This window comes from Variovorax sp. dw_954 (genome assembly GCF_018449755.1).
GTDB lineage: Bacteria > Pseudomonadota > Gammaproteobacteria > Burkholderiales > Burkholderiaceae_C > Variovorax.
This window is the reverse complement of record NZ_JAAVVD010000035.1, coordinates 49519-69522: the sequence shown is the minus strand read 5'-3', so window position 1 is coordinate 69522 and position 20004 is coordinate 49519. Positions and strand designations below refer to the sequence as shown.

The window sequence follows — 20004 nt, the reverse complement described above, 5'->3', positions numbered from 1 at the left end:
AAAGACCTGCCTGAAATTCCCTGGGAGTCGATTAGCGAAGACACGATATTCATGACTCGGACCTTTCACCTCGAAGAGGAAACGCGCGGCCCCCGCGACGCGCGGAGGTTTGGCCGCAGGATTCTGTCTCAATAAGTTGACTGTTTGTTTAGGCCTGTTCCTGAATGCAACCTTGTCGGTGAGGCCGATGCGTTCGAACCCACGGGGCTTGATCTAAAGGCAAATTGATGCCAGTTGGACTGAGATGCAACACCGCTTCAGGCTCGATGATCCCAAGTACGCGGGCCATTTGGCGAGTGTCTGTCTGAGATCTGGTTGCGGCGGGAGAACTGGAGGTTTGCCCGATTGAACAAGCGCCGGAGACAAAGCCTGAACGGCAAGGGGCTCCAAGCAGCCCATCGATCGCGAATCTTGTGCTGAGAGAGCCATCGAACAGGCCCACCGAGGTCGAGGCGTCCCGTCACGGCGTCGAATACTGCAGATTTATCGATGATGCGGCGATGTCGGGGGATGATCCACAACCGCTGATCAATGCAATGGGGAAGCGCTTCGAGTCCATCGGCCCAACAAGCAACCCCGAGAGGTCCAAGCTCCGGATCATGCCGAGCACGGAACCTCAGAAAGTCACCGGCCTCGCGTAGCGATTGCGGCGGGGGCTTGCGGAGGGGGACTGAAACGCACACTCCGTCATTTGGACCGACAGATTCTGATCGAAATCAAGTGACGCAAGCGTCGCCGACACCCATCGGCAGCCTTGACCAAAGTACCCCGGCGGCCTGCAAGACGCCGGGGTTTTTTGTGGCATTCGGGGCGCGCGTGCCGTCTTTCACGCCGCCGGGCCCTTGTTATGTCGGGAAGACGCCACCAATTCCTCTTGGGCCGGCATGGCGCTTGCTCGATCTATAGAATGATTTTCATGGCAACCAGAATCCCCTCGACTCCGAAAACGCCCCCGGTGCGCAAGCCGGCGCGCGACGACGGCGACGCGGTCGTCCTGGAGCGGCGCCCGCAGAAAACCGCACCACCGCAGATGTACCAGGTGGTGATGCTGAACGACGACTACACGCCGATGGAGTTCGTGATCGTCGTCATCCAGGAATTCTTCAACAAGGACCGGGAGACCGCGACCCAGATCATGCTCAAGATCCACCTCGATGGCCGGGGTGTGTGTGGCGTGTTCTCGCGTGACCTGGCGGCCACGAAGGTCAATCAGGTGATGGAAGCGGCGGCCCAGGCGGGCCACCCTTTGCAGTGTGTCAGCGAACCCGTTGAATAAATTGCAATCCAACCCATATCGAACATATTTACAGCAAGGCAAAAAGGAAATCACATGATTGCCCAAGAACTGGAAGTCAGCCTGCACATGGCCTTCGTGGAGGCCAGGCAGCAGCGCCACGAGTTCATCACCGTGGAACACCTGTTGCTCGCTTTGCTGGACAACCCAAGCGCCGCCGAGGTGCTGCGGGCCTGCTCTGCGAATGTCGACGACCTTCGGGCCTCGTTGACCAACTTCATCAAGGACAACACGCCGCAAGTGGCCGGGACGGATGACGTGGACACCCAGCCGACGCTGGGCTTCCAGCGCGTCATCCAGCGCGCCATCATGCATGTGCAGTCCACCGGCAACGGCAAGAAGGAAGTCACCGGCGCCAACGTGCTGGTCGCGATCTTTGGCGAGAAGGACTCGCACGCCGTGTACTACCTGCACCAACAAGGGGTGACGCGCCTCGATGTGGTGAACTTCATCGCCCACGGCATCAAGAAGAGCGATCCACCGGAAGCCGCCAAGGGCAGCAGCGAATCGTCCTCGAACGAGAGCGAAGAGGGCGGCGGTGAGAAGAACGAGAAGTCTTCGCCGCTGGAGCAGTTCACCCAGAACCTCAACCAGGCAGCCAAGGACGGCAAGATCGATCCGCTGATCGGGCGCGACTATGAAGTCGAGCGCGTGATCCAGATCCTGTGCCGCCGGCGCAAGAACAACCCGTTGTTGGTCGGCGAGGCCGGCGTGGGCAAGACGGCGATCGCCGAGGGCCTGGCCTGGCGCATCACGCAGGGCGAAGTGCCGGAAATCCTGGCCGAGTCGAGTGTGTTCTCGCTGGACATGGGCGCGCTGCTGGCCGGCACCAAGTACCGCGGCGACTTCGAGCAGCGCCTGAAGGGCGTGCTCAAGTCGCTGAAGGACAAGCCGAACGCGATCCTGTTCATCGACGAGATCCACACACTGATCGGCGCCGGCGCAGCCTCGGGCGGCACGCTGGACGCATCGAACCTGCTGAAGCCGGCGCTTTCGAGCGGCGCGCTGAAGTGCATCGGTGCGACGACGTTCACCGAATACCGCGGCATCTTCGAGAAGGACGCGGCCTTGTCGCGGCGCTTCCAGAAGGTCGATGTGGGCGAGCCGACCGTGCAGGAGACGGTCGACATCCTGAAGGGACTGAAGTCGCGCTTCGAAGAGCACCATGGCGTGAAGTACGCGCTAGCCGCGTTGCAGGCCGCCGCCGAGTTGAGCGCCAAGTACATCAACGACCGGCACCTGCCCGACAAGGCGATCGACGTGATCGACGAGGCTGGTGCGGCCCAGCGCATCCTTCCGCCGAACAAGCGCAAGAAGACCATCAGCAAGACCGAGGTCGAGGACATCGTCGCGAAGATCGCGCGCATTCCCCCGGCCAATGTCAGCAACGACGATCGCGGCAAGCTGCAGACCATCGAACGCGACCTCAAGAGCGTGGTGTTCGGTCAGGACAAGGCACTCGAAGTGCTGGCCTCCGCGGTCAAGATGGCGCGCTCGGGCCTCGGCCGTGCGGACAAGCCAATCGGCTCGTTCCTGTTCAGCGGCCCCACGGGCGTCGGCAAGACCGAAGCGGCGAAGCAGTTGGCCTACATCATGGGCATCGAGCTGATCCGCTTCGACATGTCGGAGTACATGGAGCGCCATGCGGTGAGCCGGTTGATCGGCGCGCCTCCGGGTTACGTCGGTTTCGACCAGGGCGGCCTGCTGACCGAAGCGATCACGAAGAAGCCGCACGCCGTGCTGCTGCTCGATGAAATCGAGAAGGCGCACCCGGACATCTTCAACGTGCTGCTGCAGGTCATGGACCATGGCACGCTGACCGACAACAACGGACGCAAGGCCGACTTCCGCAACGTGATCATCGTGATGACCACCAATGCGGGCGCCGAGACCATGAACAAGGCGACCATCGGCTTCACCAACCCGCGTCAGCAGGGCGATGAAATGGCCGATATCAAGCGCCTGTTCACGCCGGAGTTCCGCAACCGCCTCGACGCGATGGTGAGCTTCAAGGCGCTGGACGAGCAGATCATCCTGCGCGTGGTCGACAAGTTCCTGCTGCAACTCGAGCAGCAACTCGCCGAGAAGAAGGTCGACGTCACCTTCACCGACACGCTGCGCAAGCACCTGGCGAAGAAGGGCTTCGATCCGCTGATGGGCGCTCGCCCGATGCAGCGCCTGATCCAGGACACGATCCGTCGCGCGCTGGCCGACGAGTTGCTGTTCGGACGCCTGATCGACGGGGGCCGCCTCACGGTGGACCTCGATGACAAGGAAGAAGTGCAGCTCGACATCGTTCCGCTGCCGAAGAAGGAAGGCAAGTCCAAGCCCGAGGCTGAGGAAGCGGCGACCGGCTGATACGATCCCTGCGCTCGGACCCAAGGTCGGTAGCATTCGCTCCCGACCTTTTTTCTTTGCCAAACCCGCTTCCTGCCGCCTTGAACTTCCCCGCACTCAGCCACGAATGGAAAACAGGCCTCTCGCTGGCCTGGAGCGGCTATATCGCGGTGTTGTCGGTGTGGATCGTGATGCAGAAGCGGGCGCCGGTGTCGACGTTGGGGTGGATCCTGTCGCTGGCGTTCATCCCCTTCGGCGGCTTTCTCATCTACTACTTCCTGGGGCCGCAGCGGCTGCGGAAGCAGCGGATCAAGCGCTTGCGCAGCCGGGTCAGCTCCCACAGCACAGGCGACCTGGCACGGCTCGGACAGTCCCTGGAAGCGGCGCCGCCGGCGTTGCGGCAAATGGCGGCGCTCGGCACAGCCGCGTGCGGCCTGCCGGTTTCAAGCGCCCAGTCCGTCGAACTGCTTTCTGGCGGCGCGCAGGCATTCGACGCGATGTTCGAAGCCATCGCCGCGGCGCGTCATCATGTGCATCTCGAGTACTACATCTTCGAGCCCGACCGCATCGGCACCGCGTTGCGCGACCTGCTGATTCGCAAGGCGAAGGAGGGCGTGGCGGTGCGATTGCTGCTGGACGCGCTGGGCTCCAAGCGGGTCGGGCGAAAGTTCATGGCGCCGATGCACGAGGCGGGCATCCATGTGGCGTTGTTCCACGACACGCGCATCGGCCGACGCCTGCGTCCGGTGACCAACTACCGCACCCACCGCAAGATCGTGGTGTGCGACGGGGTGGTGGGCTTTACCGGCGGCGTCAACATCACGGATGCGGAGGACAGGCGCACGCGCCCCGACGCCTATCACGATGTTCACGTGCGCATCGAGGGCACGGCGGTGCGCTGGCTGCAGATCACGTTCATCGAGGACTGGACCTATGCCACTGGCCAGCATTTGCGGCAGCTCCACGAAAAGCTCGCCAACCTGATGCCCGAGGTCGCGCCTGGCGACATCCCGGTTCAGATCGTCACCAGCGGGCCGGACAACTCGCTCGAGGCGATTCACCGCGTACACCTGTCGGCGATCAACTCGTCGATGCACCGCGCCTGGCTCACCACGCCTTATTTCGTGCCGGGCGAGCCGGCGCTGATGGCGCTCACCAGCGCGGCTTTGCGCGGCGTGGATGTGCGAGTGCTGGTGCCGCGTCGCAGCGATTCGCTGATCGTGAGCGCTGCCGCCCGGTCGTACTTCGACGAGTTGCTGGCCGCGGGCGTGAAGGTCTGGGAATACAAGGAGCGCATGCTGCATTCGAAGACGCTGGTGGTGGATGACAACTGCGCGATGGTGGGCACCGCCAACTTCGACAATCGCAGCTTCCGCCTCAACTACGAGGTGATGGCGGTGGTCTACGGCCCGGCACTGCTCAAGCCCCTGGCGGCGCAATTCGAGACCGACCTGCTCAGTTCCTCGCCCGTGCGCAGCCTGCGCCACCAGGCCTTCTGGAGGCGCCTCGGCGAGGCCACGGCGCGATTGTTTTCACCTCTTCTTTGACCATGGCCCACACCTTTCTCTGGCACGACTACGAAACCTTCGGGGCCAACGTCCGCCGCGACCGCCCGGCGCAGTTCGCGGGCATCCGCACCGATGCCGAACTCAACGAGATCGGCGAACCGCTGATGCTTTACTGCAAGCCGGCGCCGGACTTCCTGCCGAGCCCGGAAGCCTGCCTGATCACCGGCATCACGCCTCAGATGTGCCTCGCGCGCGGCATTGCCGAGAACCAGTTCGCCGCACAGATCGAACGGGTGTTCTCGGAGCCCGGCACCATCGGCGTGGGCTACAACACGATCCGCTTCGATGACGAAATCACGCGCTTCATGTTCTGGCGCAACCTGATCGACCCTTATGCGCGCGAGTGGCAGAACGACTGCGGTCGCTGGGACTTGCTCGATGTGGTGCGGCTGACCTACGCCTTGCGCCCGGACGGCATCCAGTGGCCGTTGAAGGAGGATGGGCGGCCCAGCTTCAAGCTGGAAGACCTGGCGCGCGCGAATGGACTCGTGCACGAGGCGGCGCACGATGCGCTTTCCGATGTGCGCGCCACCATCGCGCTGGCGCGGCTGATCCGCGCGAGGCAACCGCGTCTTTTCGATTTCGCGCTGCGCCTCCACAAGAAGGACCAGGTCGCTGCCGAACTGGGCTTTCCGGCCACGCGGGAGACTGCGCGGCCGTTCCTGCATGTCTCGGGCATGTTCCCGGTGGAGCGGGGTTGCCTGGCCGTGATGTGGCCGCTGGCGAGCCACCCGACCAACAAGAACGAGCTGCTGGCCTGGGACCTGGCCCATGACCCGAGCGAGTTGCCGCTGATCGACGTGGCTACCTTGCGCCAGCGCCTGTTCTCGCGCACAGCCGACTTGCCGGAAGGCATGAGCCGGCTGCCGGTGAAGTCGATCCACCTGAACAAGTCGCCAATGGTGGTTGGAAATCGCAAGACGCTCGTGCCGGAGATGGCTCAGCGCTGGCAGATCGACATGGACCAGGCCATGCGCCATGCCGAGATTGCCGCTGCGCTGCCCGACATGAGCGCGATCTGGCCGGAAGTCTTCAAGCGCCCGGCCGAGGGCAAGCGCGATGTCGACGAGGACCTGTACGGCGGCTTCGTCGGCAATGCCGACCGGCGTCGACTGAACCAGTTGCGCAGCCTCCAGGGCGCCGAACTCGCCCATGCGCGGACGGGCTTCGACGATGCGCGGCTGGAGGAACTGCTGTTCCGCTACCGGGCGCGCAATTTCGCGGAGACGCTCGATGCCGATGAGAGCGGGCGCTGGGAGGCGCATCGGGCGGCGAAGCTGATCGAAGGCGAGGGCGGGGCGCTCAACGTCGACCAGTTCTTTGCCGAGATCGACACGCTCGCGGCGACGGCCGATGAGCGGGCCGAGGCTATCCTCGGCGAGTTGTATGAATATGCGGAAGCCATTGCGCCTGAGCACTAGAAGGTGTGAATCCGCGGCGCCCTCGCTACGAAATCTTCATACCTTCCTGGCCGACGCCTTGCCCAAGAACCCCTTGTACGGAGACAAGCAACGTGATCCTCGTGACTGGCGCCATCGTCGCAAACGCCGCGACATTCGATGAAGTCCTCAGGCTGAGCAGCGAGCATGTGCAGCGCTCGCGTGCCGAGCCCGGCTGCATTTCGCACGCGGTGTTCCGGGATACCGTGAACCCGTGGCGGCTGGTGTTCTTTGAGCAATGGGCCGATGCCACGGCGCTGAAGGCGCACTTCGTGGTGCCCGCATCGCGCGCCTTTGCCAAGGCTGTCGGCGCGCTGGCAGCCGAGTTGCCGACCATCCAGATCTACGACGCCGAGATCGTCGAACCTGCCAGGCTGTGAGCACACCGGTGATCAGGCGGCTGGTTCCATCGGATGCGCCGGCCTATCGGGCGTTGATGCTCGACGGCTACGCGCGCCACCCGGATGCCTTCACGTCCAGCGTGGGCGAGCGCGCGGCCTTGCCGATGTCATGGTGGGAGGCCCGCCTGTCGGTCGAGCCGGCGGCCCGGGAGATGGTATTCGGCGCGTTCGAAGGCGGCGCGCTTGCCGGGGTGGCCGGCTTGTCTTTCGAGGCGCGGGAGAAGGCGCGGCACAAGGCGGATTTCTTCGGCATGTACGTGGCGCCGGCGTTTCGCAAGCATGGCCTGGGCGCCCGGATCGTCGAGGCGGCGCTCGATGTGGCGCGCGAGCGCGCAGGTGTCAGGCTGGTGCAGCTCACCGTGACCGAGGGCAATGCCTCGGCGCAGGCGCTCTATGAACGCTTCGGCTTCGTGAGCTTCGGGCTGGAGCCGATGGCGGTGGCGGTGGAGGGCGGCTTCGTGTCGAAGGTCCACATGTGGCTGCTGCTGTCGCGATGAAGCGCGCGAAAGCGCAAGGCCTCACTCCACGATGAACGTGGTCTTCAACGGCAGCGCCGTGCCGCTCAGCTTGTCCTTCAGGGAGACCCGAACCGTCCAGGTGCCACTCGGATCCGAGGGCTCGCTGGTGATCCCGAGCACCGGCTCGGAGAGGTACATGCTGCTGCGCCCGCCCCGGGGAGTGCCTTGGAAGCAGGCGACGCTGCGCTGAACGAGGCTTCGCCCGTCCGGCCCGGTGACGTTCAGGTCGCAACTGACATCGGCCCGGCCATCCGCGCCGACCTCGGGATTGCCGAGGAACACGAGGACGAACAGCGGCTTGCCCTTGGGCACCTTTTTCGCCTGCGTGAACACGGGCCCCACGATCGAGGGCCTCTCCCATTTCTCCTCCCAGTCCGCATCCGGCGTGACGACGACCCAGCCGCCAAGGCCATTGACCGTGCGCCTGGATTCGGTCTGGGGCACGGGCTTGCCGTAGCGGTCCTTCCAGATACCGTCCTGGGCCATCGCCCAAGCCGGGATGGCCGCGAGGGCGAGGACGCAGAGGATCGAGGCGGGGCGTTGCTTCATCGTCATCGTCGTCGCGGCGGTCAATGGGCCTGGATGTCTTCGTGCAGGCAGAGGATGTTGCCCTCGGTGTCGAGGAACCATGCCGCCTTCTCGGAACCCAGTACGCAGACATGTTCGACGGTCTTGAAGTCGGGGTAGTCGTAGTCCTCGAACACCACGCCGGCGCGCTTCAGTCCGGCGATGGCGCTGGCGATGTCCTCGACCTGGAAGCTCAGCGTGGTGTGGTCGGCTTTGGTGCCGCCCTCCTTGGGGAACAAGGCCAAGGTGGTGCCGCCGCAGCGGTAGGTGAACTTGCCGTCAGGCCTCAGTCCCTCGGGCTTGAGTCCCAGCCGGCCTTCGTAGAACTGCCGGGCGCGGTCCAGATCCTTGACCGGCAACATCGTTGTCACGGGAGCATCGTTCAGGAGCATGGCATTCCCCTTGGTTTGCGGCGCTCATTCTGCGCTTTTGCCAGTGCGAATGGCAGCCGGCGCCGTCGAAGGTGGACCCTTGAGTTCGATGGTGTTGCCTTCGGGGTCGGCGAGATAGACAGAAGGGCCTTCGCCCTCCGCGCCGTAGCGCGACTCGAGCGCACCCGCCTCGACGCCGTGCCTGAGGAGGTGGCTGCGTATCGCTGTTTCGTCGAAGGGCTCGACTCGCAAGCAGAAGTGGTCGAGGTTGCGTGCCTCCCTTCCCGGCGCTGCGCCCCCGGCGCGACCGAGTTCACCGTCGACGGGCACCAGGTCGATGAGCGAGCGGCCTGCGCGCAACTGGACGAGGCCGATCTTGTCCTGGCGCTTTTCCACCGTGCATCCGAGTGCCTCGCAATAGAAGCGAAGCATCCTCTCGAGGTCGACCACGCGCAGGACGAGGTGGTCGATTTCGCGAATCCGGATCATGGTGGAAGGGAGTCTATTGCGATGTCATGAAGGCCGTGCTCGGCGGCCTCCCCGCGACATGCAGCGCGGCCGTGGCGGCGGGCGACTCGGCCAGCAGCCTGCCTCGGCGGTAGACCTTGAGCCGCGTCGCGCGCAAGCGGATGGCTTCCACCGGATCGCGTGCCTGCAGCAGCACGAAGCTGGCATCGCATCCCGCGGCGATACCGTACTTCGGCAAGCCAAAGACCTTTGCCGCGTTGATCGTCACTGCGTCGAAGCATTGCTTGATGCCGGCCTGGCTGGTCATCTGCGCCACGTGCAGGCCCATGTGCGCAACCTCCAGCATGTCGCCCGAGCCCATGCCGTACCAGGGGTCCATCACGCAGTCGTGGCCGAAGGCGACGTTGACGCCGGCGGCCATCAGCTCGGGCACGCGCGTCATGCCGCGGCGCTTGGGGTAGTTGTCGTGCCGGCCCTGCAGCGTGATGTTGATGAGCGGATTGGCGATCACGCTGACGCCGGCCTCGGCGATCAGCGGCAGCAGCTTGCTCACGTAGTAGTTGTCCATGCTGTGCATCGACGTGCAGTGCGAGCCGGTGACGCGGCCCTGCAGGCCGAGGCGCTGGGCCTCGAAGGCCAGCGTCTCGATGTGGCGCGAGTGCGGGTCGTCCGATTCGTCGCAGTGCATGTCGACCCGCTTGCCGCGCTCGGCGGCGAGTTCGCACAGGAGCTTCACGCTGGCGGCGCCGTCGGCCATGGTGCGCTCGAAGTGCGGGATGCCACCGACCACGTCGACGCCCTTGTCGAGTGCGCGCTTCAGGCTGTCGACGCCGCCCTTCGCGCGCAGCACGCCGTCCTGCGGGAAGGCGACGAGTTGCAGGTCCAGGTAGGGCGCGACGCGGCGCTTGACTTCCAGCAGCGCGTCGACGGCGAGCAGGCTGGGATCGCTGGTGTCCACGTGCGTGCGGATGGCGAGCAGGCCCTTGGCCACGGCCCAGTCGCAGTACGCGAGTGCGCGCTCGATCAGGGCCTCCGCCGTCAGCAGCGGCTTGAGTTCGCCCCACAGCGCGATGCCTTCCAGCAGCGTGCCGCTCTGGTTGACGCGCGGCAGGCCGTAGCTCAGCGTGGCGTCCATGTGGAAGTGCGGGTCGATGAAAGGCGGCGTGACGAGCAGGCCCTGCGCATCGAGGGTCTTGTGCGCGGGCGCGGCCAGGCCTGGCGTGACTTCGGCGATGCGGCCGTCCTGCACGGCGATGGACATGCCGGTGCGGCCGTCGGGCAGGGTGGCGTTGGTGACGAGCAGGTCGAGCATGTCTATCTTTCTCCCTTTCGATAGGGCTTCATGAGTGCCTGCGGGTAGGCAGCCTTTCGTGCGACCAGCACCAGCGCAAGGATCGACAGCAGGTACGGCAGCATCAGGTAGAGCTGGTAGGGCAGCACCGCGTCGCCGGACTGCTGGAGGCGCAATTGCAGCGCATCGAAGAAGGCGAACAGCAGCGCGCCGAGCAGCGCCTTGCCCGGCCGCCAGGAGGCGAACACCACCAGCGCCACGCAGATCCAGCCGCGGCCGTTGACCATGTTGAAGAAGAAGGCGTTGAACGCGGAAAGCGTCAGGAAGGAACCCGCGATGCCCATCAGCGCCGAGCCGGCCACGATGGCGCCGGTGCGCGTGCCGACCACCGACACGCCCTGGCCTTCGGCCGCCTGCGGGTTCTCGCCGACCATGCGCACCGCCAGGCCGAGCGGCGTGCGATACAGCACCCAGCCGATCACCGGCACCAGCAGCAGCGCGAGCAAGGTGAGCGCGGTTTGCGCGTTGAGCACGGGAATCGGCAGCCAGTCCATCGGCGCGAAGGGCTTGATGGTCGGCGGTGTGTTCACCTTCGGAAAGCTCACGCGATAGCCGTAGTAGCTGAGCGATGTCGCCAGCAGCGTGATCCCCAGCCCCGACACGTGCTGCGACAGCGCGAGCCCCACCGTGAGCCAGGCATGCAACAGCCCGAACACCGCACCGGTCATCGCGGCCACGCCCACGCCGACCCACAGCGGCTGACCCGCATACACGGCGAGCCAGCCGGTGAAGGCGCCGGCCACCATGATCCCTTCGATGCCCAGGTTGAGCACCCCCGCGCGCTCGCAGAGCAGCACCCCCAGCGTGCCGAAGATCAGCGGCGTGGCGATGCGCAGCACCGCGACCCAGAAGGCCGGGTTGGCGAGGATGTCGAGCAGGTCGGTCATGGGCTCGTCATTTCCACCGCACCCGGTATTGCGCCAGCAGCATCGCCACCAGCACCGAGATGAGCGATGTCGCGACGATCACGTCGGCGATGTAGGTCGGCACGCTGACCGCGCGGCTCATGCTGTCGGCGCCGACCAGCACGCCGGCGACGAACACGCTGGCGCCCATCACGCCCAACGGATGCAGTCCGGCCAGCATGGCGATGACGATGCCGCTGTAGCCGTAGCCGGGCGACATGTCGAGCGTCACGTAGCTGGTGCGGCCCGCCACTTCGATGGCGCCGGCGAGTCCCGCCAGCGCGCCGGAGAGCAGCGCGACGGCCACCACGGTGCGCGTGGTGCCGACGCCCGCGAATGCGGCGGCGCGGGGATTGGCGCCGACTGCACGGATGTCGAAGCCGAGCACCGTGTGCTTGAGCAGCGCCCACATGGCGACCGACAACGCCATCGCCCACAGCAGGCCGGTGTGGACGCGCGTCTGCGCGATCAGCTTGCCCAGCTCCAGGTCGCCCTGCAGCGCCACGCTCTGCGGCCAGCCCATCGCGCTCGGGTCCTTCATCGGCCCGTCCAGCAGCGCGCCCACGCCCAGCAGCACGATGAAGTTGAAGAGCAGCGTGGTCACCACTTCGTCGACGCCGAGCTTCGCCTTCATGAGCGCCGGGCCCAGCAGCAGCGCGGCGCCGGCGATCGCTGCCGCGGCCATCATCAGTGGGAACAGGATCCAGGGGGAGACTTCGAAGCCCGTGCCGCCGTGCATCCCGCCGACCGCGATCGCGGCCAGCGCACCGGCGTACAACTGGCCCTCCGCGCCGATGTTGAAAAGGCGCGCCCTGAAGGCCACGGCTGCCGACAGGCCGGTGAGCGTTAAGGGGATCGCACGCGTGAGCGTCTCGCTCCATGCGAACACGGACCCGAAACCGCCTTGCAGCAGCAGCGCGTAAGTCCGCGTGACCGGTTGGCCCGCCCACAGCACCAGCAATGCCGTGACCGCGAGCGTGAAAAGCACAGCGCCGAAGGGCGCGAACACCATTGCGGCGCGCGAGACGGCAGGGCGCTTCTCGAGCCTCATGACGGCAGGCCCGCTTCAACATGCACACCGGCCATCGCCAGCCCAATGGATTCGCGCGTCCAGCCCTCCGCCGGCCGCGCGTCGCCGAGCGTGCCGCCGTGCATCACGGCGATGCGGTCGCCCAGCACCATCACTTCGTCGAGATCGTCCGAGATCACCAGCACTGCCGCACCCGCGTCGCGCGCAGCGACGAGTTGCTGGTGCACATAGGCCACCGCGCCGATGTCGAGGCCCCAGGTGGGCTGGTGCGCGACGATCAGTTTCGGCGTGGCAACCGCGCCGTCGGGCGCCAGCAGCGCGCGCCCCAGGATGAGCTTCTGCATGTTGCCGCCCGACAGCGAACGCGCTGTCGCATCGAGCCCGCCGCCGCGCACGTCGAAGGCCTTGACGATGCGCTGGGCCTGGGTGCGTGCAGCGGCGCGACGCACGATCGGTCCCTGTCGGAATGCAGGGCCGCGCAGGCGCTCGGAGACGGCGTTCTCCCACAGCGGCAAGTCACCGATGACGCCCACGGCGTGCCGGTCCTCGGGAATGCGCGCGACGCCCTGTTCGACCAGCAGCGCGGGCGAGGCGCGCAAGAGCTGGCCCAGCAGTTCGACCGTGCCCGCGGTCGCGCGGCGCGTGCCGCACAGCAGTTCCGCCAGCGCCACCTGGCCATTGCCCGAGACGCCCGCGACTGCAACGATCTCGCCCGCATGCAGCGTCAGCGAGACGCCGCGCAAAGCGTCGCGCGCGTCGCCGCCGGATTGCACATCGCGCAGCACGCACACCGACTCGCCGATGCGGCTGGCCGGATGTCGTTCGGGCGGCTTGACCGCATGCCCGACCATCGCGTTTGCCAACTGCGCCTGCGTCGCGCCGGCAGCCGGCATCTCGGCCACCAGCTTGCCGCCGCGCAGCACGGCGATGCGGTGCGAGACACGCAGCACTTCGCCGAGTTTGTGGCTGATGAAGATGATCGACAGGCCCTGCGCCACCATCTGCGCCAGGGTGTCGAACAGCGCCTCGCTCTCCTGCGGCGTGAGGACGGCGGTCGGCTCGTCGAGGATCAGGATGCGGGCGCCGCGATACAAGGCCTTGAGGATCTCCACGCGCTGCCGCTCGCCGACCGAGAGCGAGCCGACGCGGGCTTCGGGCACGACTGGCAGCCCGAAGCGCTGCGCCACCTCGAGCAGCCTGCCGCGTGCCGCGGACTTGCGCGTGAACGGCTGCCACAGCGGTTCGCTTCCCATCATCACGTTGTCCAGCACGCTGAGGTTGTCGGCCAGCGTGAAGTGCTGGTGCACCATGCCGATGCCGGCGGCCAGCGCGGCCTTCGGGTTCCCCGGCGCAAGCGGTTCGCCGAACACCTCGATATCGCCTTCGTCCGCGCGGTAGTGGCCGAACAGGATCGACATCAGCGTGGACTTGCCGGCGCCGTTCTCGCCGAGCAGCGCCAGCACCTCGCCGCGATCGAGGGTCAGCGAAATGGCATCGTTGGCGACCAGCGTGCCGAAGCGCTTGGTGATTCTGTGGAGACGGAGGACCGTCACAGTCCTATTTCCAGGCGCCGAGGAATGCCAGGAGCACCTTGGCCGAGTTGTCCGCCGCAATGCCCATGAAGGTGCCCATCTCGTTTTCTTCCGCGCCGCCGCCGGCCAGGTCGCTCAGCGAGCGGAACGCGATGTAGGGTACGGCGTTGCTGTACGCGACCATGCCGACCGCGGCCGTCTCCATGTCGAGCACGTTGGCCTGGAAGGTCTTGTACGTGTATTCGCGGTAGGCCTTGTTGTCCATGAAGGCCTGGCCGGAGACGCCGTTGCCGCCGACCCGCAGTTGCGGCTTGCGTGCGAGGCACTTGCCGGCACTGCAGCTGGCCAGGTCGACGTCGCGAAGGCTGCGCGCCACGTCGAGCATCTTCGGGTCGGCCTCGAACCAGAATTTCGGCGTCACCTTGGGGTTGGCTGCGGTGCGCGTTTCGACCGGGCGCGGATGCATCATGCCGAAGGCGGGCAACGTGGCGTCCTTCATCCACGGCGGCGCGCTGAACTTGCCCGTCGCGGTCTCGCGCGCCATCAGGACCTCGAGGTATTGGCCCCATTGCGCCGGCACGGTCACGTCGCCGATATGCAGGTCAGGGTTCACGCCGCCGGCAATGCCGCTGAACACGATGCGCTCGACGTTGAAGCGGTCGAGCACCAGTTGCGTGTTCATCGTCGCATTGGTCATGCTGATGCCCGACTGAAACAGCACGACCGGCTTGCCTTGCAGCGTGCCGGTCGTGAACTCGACACCGTTGACGCTGTACTTGACGGGCGACTGCACCTGCTTCAGCAACAGCGACAGCTCGGGCTCGAAGGCAGACAGCACCGCGATGCGCGGCGTACCGTCGAGCCGCGTGCTGCCCGCCGGCATGCCAACGCAGCCCGCGAGCGCCGCAGCAAGGACCGCGGCCGCGCCGACGCGACGAATGACGTGGTTGCTGCCGCGCATGCCGCCGTGCTTCCGCTTGCCGTTCGCCTACTTCGCAGTGGACTTGGGTTGGCTGTCGTCGACCTTGACGCTGAACTTGCCGCCGAGGATGTCCGCCTCCCTGGCCTTGACCTTGGTCACGATATCGGCCGGTACCTTACTTGCGAAAGTGCCCAGCGGCGCGAGCTCCGAGCCCTTGTGCTTCATCATCGAATACGGGCCGTAGTCCTCGGCGACGAACTTGCCTTCCTTCGCGAGCTTGATGGCGCGGTCCGCCGAGGGCTCGAAATTCCACAGCGCGGAGGCGACCACCGTGTCGGGGTACTGCGCCTGGGTGTCGATCACGTTGCCGATCGCGAGCTTGCCTTTTTCCTTGGCCGCGTCGCTCACGCCGAAGCGCTCCGCATACATTACGTCCGCACCCTTGTCGATCATCGCGAAAGCGGCTTCCTTGGCCTTGGGCGGGTCGAACCAGCTGTTGATGAAGCTCACGCTGAACTCGACCTTCGGATTGGTTTCCTTCGCGCCGGCCATGAACGCATTCATCAGGCGGTTGACTTCGGGGATCGGGAAGCCGCCGACCATGCCGATCTTGTTCGACTTGGTCATGCCGCCGGCGATCATGCCGGTGAGGTAGGCCGGCTCCTGGATGAAGTTGTCGAACACGCTCAGGTTGGGCGCCTGCGGCTTGCCCGACGAGCCGAGCAGGAAGTACGTCTTCGGGAAGTCCTTGGCCACCTTGCGGGCCGCGGCTTCCACCGCGAAGGCCTCGCCCACGATGAGCTGGTTTCCGCCGGTCGCGTACTCGCGCATCACGCGTTCGTAGTCGGCATTGGTGACGTTCTCGCTGGCCTTGTATTCGATCTCGCCGCGCGCCTCGGCCGCCTTCAGCGCCTTGTGCAGGCGGCTGACCCATTGCTGCTCGAAGGGCACGGTGTAGACGCCGGCCACCTTGAGCTTGGCGCCTTGCGCCAGCGCAAGGCCGGGCAGGGCGCCTGCGCCGAGAACGGCCGCGATGGCGGCGGAACGGATGATCAGGGCACGACGTTTCTGGCTCGGCACGGACATGGCGGTTTCTCCTCGTTGATGCAGTTGCGGAAAGAGGCTTCAGGCGGCAGCGGCCACCGGCGCCAGCAGCCGCTTCATCGGCATGCCGCGCACAAAACACCAGTAGTCGACGAAGGTGCTCGACGCATGGATGCGGTGGATTTCGGCGCAGCGGCCCAACGTGAACCAGTCGTGCAGCGCGGATTCGATGGCAGGCCGCGCGCGATCGTCGTCGTGTTCGGGGCGTTGCAACTCGCTGCGGATCACCGCGCGAGAAAGGCCAGGCAGTTCGGTATCGCTGGCAAGGAAGACATTCCCTTTTTCTGTCAGAGCATTGACCTCTGCGGTCGCGCGCGCGAGGTCGCAGTCGATCTCGGGGTGGTGCGTGCGCACATGGACGCCGATGGTGCCCGGCGGTACCGGCTGGCCACCTTCGCGCAACTGAAGCTTGCTCGGAAGGTTCCCGGTGATGACTTCGCCGCTCCAATGCCAGTGCCAGTCTTCCAGTTCATCGGGCGCGACGCCTTCATGGTTGGGATAGTGCCCCGTCGTGCCAAGGCGTGCCGGGTCGATGTTCGGGAACAGCCAGACGTAGTCGCCACCCTTCGTGTCCACGAGGTCCAGCGCCTCGGGGTTGCGGAAAAGGTCGTCGGGTCGAAGTTCGCCGGTCGCGCGCCAGCGAAGCGGGCGGCCCGACACCTGCGCCGCCCACGCGGCATTCATGCAGTTGCCGATGCCCCCGCGCGCTTCGATGGCCTTCAATTACTTGGTCCCGAAGATCCGGTCGCCGGCATCCCCCAGCCCTGGCAGGATGTAGCCATGGCTGTTGAGTTCGCGGTCGATCGCGGCGGTGTAGATGGGCACGTCGGGGTGGTTGTCCTGCATCGTCTTCACGCCTTCGGGGCAGGTCAGCAGGCAGACGAACTTGATCGACTTGGGGTTCAGTTCCTTCAAGCGGTCGACTGCGGCCACAGCCGAGTTGCCGGTGGCCAGCATCGGGTCCACCACCACGATGTCGCGGTTCTCCATCTCGCCGGGCATCTTGAAGTAGTACTCCACCGCGGTCAGCGTCTTCGGGTCGCGATACAGGCCGATGTGGCCGACGCGCGCGCCGGGCACCACGCTCAGCATGCCGTCCAGGATGCCGGTGCCGGCCCGCAGGATGGAGACGAACACCAGCTTCTTGCCATCGATGACCTTGGCCGTCATGGTTTCCAGCGGCGTCTCGATCTCGATCTCCTGCATCGCCATGTCGCGCGTGACCTCGTAGGCCATCAGCATGCTGATCTCGTTCAGCAAGCGGCGGAAGCTGTTGGTGGACGCATCCTTGCGACGCATCAAGGTGAGTTTGTGCTGGACCAGCGGGTGGTCGATCAGGTGGACGTTGCTCATGATCGGGAAGATGTTGACGTTGAGGAACCCGCGAGACTAGCAGTTGAAGGCGCAGTACTAAAAAACGGTGCCATCGCTTTCGATGCGAAGGGGAGGCGAACCGTCACGCAAGCGTTGTGCCAGTGCGCGGCCGGCCGCCCAGGTGCCGCCCTCCAGCACGCAGGCCAGCGGCAATTCGTCGATGCCACGGCCCAGCACATGGCGCACGCGCTCCGCCACTTCGTCGAGCAGGGCGACGGTGAGGGCGCGCCATTCGACGATGAACTCGTCATGCACCTGCCAGCTGCGCTCCAGCAGCGCCGGGCTGCGCGGGACGATCATCCCGCTGTCGATCAAGAGGCCGCCGTTGCGGTATTCGGGCAGGCCGGTCAACTGGTCGAGTCCGCTGACGCGCACGCCGGCCCATTCGAAGGGTTCGAGCAGTGAATAGGTGAGCCACTGCGACAGCTTGTGAAAGGGCATCCAGCCGTTGGTCAGGCCGGGCCCGGTCACGGCACTGTGGCGCCAGCAATCGCCCAGCGCAAAGGCCGGGTCGCCGGAAGCGATGCCGCCGGGCATGTCGCTGCCATCCGCCGCGATGCTGTCCACCGCATTGGCGGCCGGCCAGATGCCCGACAGCGTGTCGAGCAACAGGGTCAGGATCTCGTGCGCCGTCACCTCGGCCGTGGGCGGAACCGCCGGTCCGTAGGGCCCGACCAGCGCATCGAACAGGCCGCCAGGTCGACCGTCCTCGCCGAACACTTCGGGCTGCGCCGCCAGTGCTTCACCCAGGCGGCGCAACAACATTGCGCGACCCCCAAGCCCTACCAGCGGATTGCTCGTGCTCACCTGGAACGCGTCGCCGAGCCGGTCGGTCACGAGGCCGCGCAACCCGGCTGCATCGGCGCGCAACGGGTGCGCCGGGTCGGACGAGAACAGCCCGCTCGTGAAAGCATGGAAGCTCGCGACGCCGAGTCCTTCGGAGCGCGAGAAGCGCTGGCCGTTGGACGATTCGATGTAGTGCCAGTCCGGGCCGGCGCCTGCGTCCAGCAGCACGCTGACCAGCACCAGGTCGATGCGTGCGCGGGCACGCTCGCGTTCATGCACGTCGGGGCCCAGCAGGTCGTCTAGTTCCTTCAGGCGGTTGACGCCGCCCGCCTCGAAATGGCGCCAGCGGCTGTGGTACGGGATCGGCCCCCAGGTGTAGCGGTCGCGCGTGACCTCGGCGACGATGCGGGCGGTGTCGTCCATCTTCGCGTCGTCGCCGATGGTGAACCACTGCGATTCGCCGCGACGCGCACGGGCCAGCAGCGCGCGGGCCCGGCCACGCACCTCGGTCGTCGAGCGAAGGTACGCGGCGGCGCCTGCGGGATGGGCGGTGTCGGCGGTCAGCTCGGTCGCGGGATCGACCGGTCGGTGGGTCCCCTCGCTCATTCCGACAGACCCCGGCCCTTGGCCTTCTTCAGTTCCTCGGCATCGGGCACCGCACCGGGCGTGAAGTAGCCGGCGGCCATCTTGGCATCCATCTCGACGCGTGCGTCGGCAGGGATCAGCTCGTCGGGAATGTTCACACGCTCGCCGATCTCGATGCCCGAGCCGCTGATGGCGTCGAACTTCATGTTGCTCATCGACACCAGGCGGTGGATCTTCTTGATGCCGAGCCAATGGAACACGTCCGGCATCAGCTCCTGGAAGCGCATGTCCTGCACGCCGGCCACGCACTCGGTGCGGGCGAAATACTGGTCGGCCGTGTCGCCGCCGACCTGGCGCTTGCGCGCGTTGTAGACCAGGAACTTGGTGACTTCGCCGAGGGCCCGGCCTTCCTTGCGCGAGTAGGCGACCAGGCCGACGCCGCCGCGTTGCGCGCCCATGATGCATTCCTCGATCGCGTGCGTGAGGTAGGGGCGGCAGGTGCAGATGTCGGAGCCGAACACGTCCGAGCCGTTGCACTCGTCATGGATGCGTGCGGTGAGTTCGACCTCGGGGTTGGCCAGGTCGGCCGGGTTGCCGAAGATGTAGAGCGTCTGCCCGCCGATGGGTGGGAGGAACACTTCCAGGTCGGAGCGCGTGACCAGCTCCGGATACATGCCGCCCGTCTCCTCGAACAGCACGCGGCGCAGGTCCGCCTCCGAGCATCCGAAGCGCTTGGCCACCTCGGGCAGGAACCACACGGGTTCGATCGCGGCCTTGGTGACCACCGCCGCGCCGTTGGGCGTGAGGAACTTGCCGTCGGCCTTGAGGCGGCCCGATTGCAGCGCCTCGATCACCTCCGGCAGGATCACATGCGCCTTGGTGATGGCGATGGTCGGGCGGATGTCGTAGCCGGCCGCGAGTTCGTTGGCAAACACGTTGGCGATGGTCGCGCCCCAGGGGTCCAGCGAGACGATCCTGCCGGGCTCGCTCCACTGCGGATACGGGCCGATCACGTCGGTGGGCGAGGTGTTGGTGAGATCGGCCTTGTGCTGCGGATTGAGCGCGCCGGCTGCAACCGCCAGCGCGCGGTACACGCTGTACGAGCCGCTGTGCGTGCCGATCACGTTGCGGTGCGCGCGCTTGGTCGTCGTGCCGACCACCGGGCCACGCTCCGTGGCCGTGGCCGCCGCCCAGTGCAGGGGCAGGGCGCCGAAGCCGCCTGCATGCGAAGTCAGCCGTATGTGCCGTGGCGAGACGGCAGCAGTGGCAGAGGTGGCGGGGACGCCAGCGGCCGGAATGACAGGGGAAAGGGATACCGACGCCACCACGACTGTCGGCTCGGCGGCGTCGGCAGGGACTTGAGGGGGAGTCGTGGAGGTGGGCGTGGCGGAAGAAGAAGTCGAAGCGGTGTCTACAGACATTGCGGTCCCTCAAAAACAGCAATGTAGCGAT

The 20004-nt window shown here is 66.1% G+C and carries 19 protein-coding genes; 6 read left to right on the top strand and 13 right to left on the bottom strand.

The genetic code is table 11. The annotated features are described in order from the left end of the window. The first annotated feature begins 916 nt into the window (after nucleotides 1–916). The 6 genes from clpS to HB681_RS34290 all read left to right on the top strand — a co-directional run bounded on the left by clpS (nucleotide 917) and on the right by HB681_RS34290 (nucleotide 7536). Nucleotides 917–1276: an ATP-dependent Clp protease adapter ClpS gene (gene clpS, locus HB681_RS34315; protein ID WP_213959357.1), complete on the top strand. Its 360-nt coding sequence runs from the start codon at nucleotides 917–919 to the stop codon at nucleotides 1274–1276. 54 nt (nucleotides 1277–1330) lie between these two features. Then, nucleotides 1331–3652 carry an ATP-dependent Clp protease ATP-binding subunit ClpA gene (clpA, locus tag HB681_RS34310; RefSeq protein WP_213959356.1) on the top strand — a complete coding sequence of 774 codons (2322 nt, stop codon included), beginning with the start codon at nucleotides 1331–1333 and terminating at the stop codon, nucleotides 3650–3652. 80 nt (nucleotides 3653–3732) lie between these two features. Further along, the gene (gene cls / locus HB681_RS34305) at nucleotides 3733–5178 is read left to right on the top strand and encodes a cardiolipin synthase (protein WP_213959355.1); all 1446 of its coding nucleotides are present in this window, start codon (nucleotides 3733–3735) and stop codon (nucleotides 5176–5178) included. A 2-nt stretch (nucleotides 5179–5180) separates the two neighbouring features. After that, entirely contained in the window at nucleotides 5181–6620 is a 1440-nt protein-coding gene (gene sbcB / locus HB681_RS34300; RefSeq protein WP_213959354.1) for an exodeoxyribonuclease I, read from the top strand. Between the two features lie 92 nt (nucleotides 6621–6712). Next, nucleotides 6713–7018: a putative quinol monooxygenase gene (locus HB681_RS34295; protein ID WP_213959353.1), complete on the top strand. Its 306-nt coding sequence runs from the start codon at nucleotides 6713–6715 to the stop codon at nucleotides 7016–7018. An 8-nt stretch (nucleotides 7019–7026) separates the two neighbouring features. Further along, nucleotides 7027–7536 carry a GNAT family N-acetyltransferase gene (locus tag HB681_RS34290; RefSeq protein WP_345944802.1) on the top strand — a complete coding sequence of 170 codons (510 nt, stop codon included), beginning with the start codon at nucleotides 7027–7029 and terminating at the stop codon, nucleotides 7534–7536. Between the two features lie 21 nt (nucleotides 7537–7557). On the opposite strand, the gene HB681_RS34285 is transcribed toward HB681_RS34290, so the two are convergent. From HB681_RS34285 to HB681_RS34225, 13 genes are read right to left on the bottom strand one after another with little or no spacing between them, the layout of a single operon-like run. Next, nucleotides 7558–8106 carry a hypothetical protein gene (locus tag HB681_RS34285; protein WP_213959352.1) on the bottom strand — a complete coding sequence of 183 codons (549 nt, stop codon included), beginning with the start codon at nucleotides 8104–8106 and terminating at the stop codon, nucleotides 7558–7560. Between the two features lie 20 nt (nucleotides 8107–8126). Further along, a complete protein-coding gene (locus tag HB681_RS34280; RefSeq protein WP_213959351.1) occupies nucleotides 8127–8516 on the bottom strand; it encodes a VOC family protein in 390 nt (129 codons plus the stop codon). 24 nt (nucleotides 8517–8540) lie between these two features. Continuing rightward, complete coding sequence (locus HB681_RS34275; RefSeq protein ID WP_213959350.1) at nucleotides 8541–8984, bottom strand: VOC family protein; 444 nt, start codon at nucleotides 8982–8984, stop codon at nucleotides 8541–8543. 13 nt (nucleotides 8985–8997) lie between these two features. Beyond that, nucleotides 8998–10275: an amidohydrolase family protein gene (locus HB681_RS34270; protein WP_213959349.1), complete on the bottom strand. Its 1278-nt coding sequence runs from the start codon at nucleotides 10273–10275 to the stop codon at nucleotides 8998–9000. A 2-nt stretch (nucleotides 10276–10277) separates the two neighbouring features. Further along, nucleotides 10278–11201 (bottom strand): ABC transporter permease, encoded by a 924-nt coding sequence (locus tag HB681_RS34265; protein ID WP_213959348.1) that lies wholly within the window; start codon nucleotides 11199–11201, stop codon nucleotides 10278–10280. Nucleotides 11202–11208: 7 nt separating this feature from the next. Then, the gene (locus HB681_RS34260) at nucleotides 11209–12270 is read right to left on the bottom strand and encodes an ABC transporter permease (RefSeq protein ID WP_213959347.1); all 1062 of its coding nucleotides are present in this window, start codon (nucleotides 12268–12270) and stop codon (nucleotides 11209–11211) included. Continuing rightward, nucleotides 12267–13802, bottom strand: coding sequence for an ABC transporter ATP-binding protein (locus HB681_RS34255; protein ID WP_213959346.1), 1536 nt, complete (start codon nucleotides 13800–13802; stop codon nucleotides 12267–12269). Before HB681_RS34255 ends, HB681_RS34260 begins: the two co-directional genes overlap by 4 nt. A gap of 4 nt (nucleotides 13803–13806) precedes the next feature. Continuing rightward, nucleotides 13807–14742 (bottom strand): 5'-methylthioadenosine/S-adenosylhomocysteine nucleosidase, encoded by a 936-nt coding sequence (locus tag HB681_RS34250; RefSeq protein WP_213959345.1) that lies wholly within the window; start codon nucleotides 14740–14742, stop codon nucleotides 13807–13809. 27 nt (nucleotides 14743–14769) lie between these two features. Further along, a complete protein-coding gene (locus tag HB681_RS34245) occupies nucleotides 14770–15789 on the bottom strand; it encodes a BMP family protein (RefSeq protein ID WP_213959344.1) in 1020 nt (339 codons plus the stop codon). Between the two features lie 39 nt (nucleotides 15790–15828). Continuing rightward, a complete protein-coding gene (locus tag HB681_RS34240; RefSeq protein WP_213959343.1) occupies nucleotides 15829–16530 on the bottom strand; it encodes a hypothetical protein in 702 nt (233 codons plus the stop codon). Further along, entirely contained in the window at nucleotides 16531–17160 is a 630-nt protein-coding gene (upp, locus tag HB681_RS34235; RefSeq protein ID WP_213959342.1) for a uracil phosphoribosyltransferase, read from the bottom strand. It lies immediately after the preceding gene. A gap of 57 nt (nucleotides 17161–17217) precedes the next feature. Next, nucleotides 17218–18573, bottom strand: a complete 1356-nt coding sequence (locus HB681_RS34230; protein WP_213959341.1) for a URC4/urg3 family protein — start codon at nucleotides 18571–18573, stop codon at nucleotides 17218–17220. Continuing rightward, nucleotides 18570–19973 (bottom strand): GTP cyclohydrolase II, encoded by a 1404-nt coding sequence (locus HB681_RS34225; protein WP_218628382.1) that lies wholly within the window; start codon nucleotides 19971–19973, stop codon nucleotides 18570–18572. Before HB681_RS34225 ends, HB681_RS34230 begins: the two co-directional genes overlap by 4 nt. Nucleotides 19974–20004 lie beyond the last annotated feature (31 nt).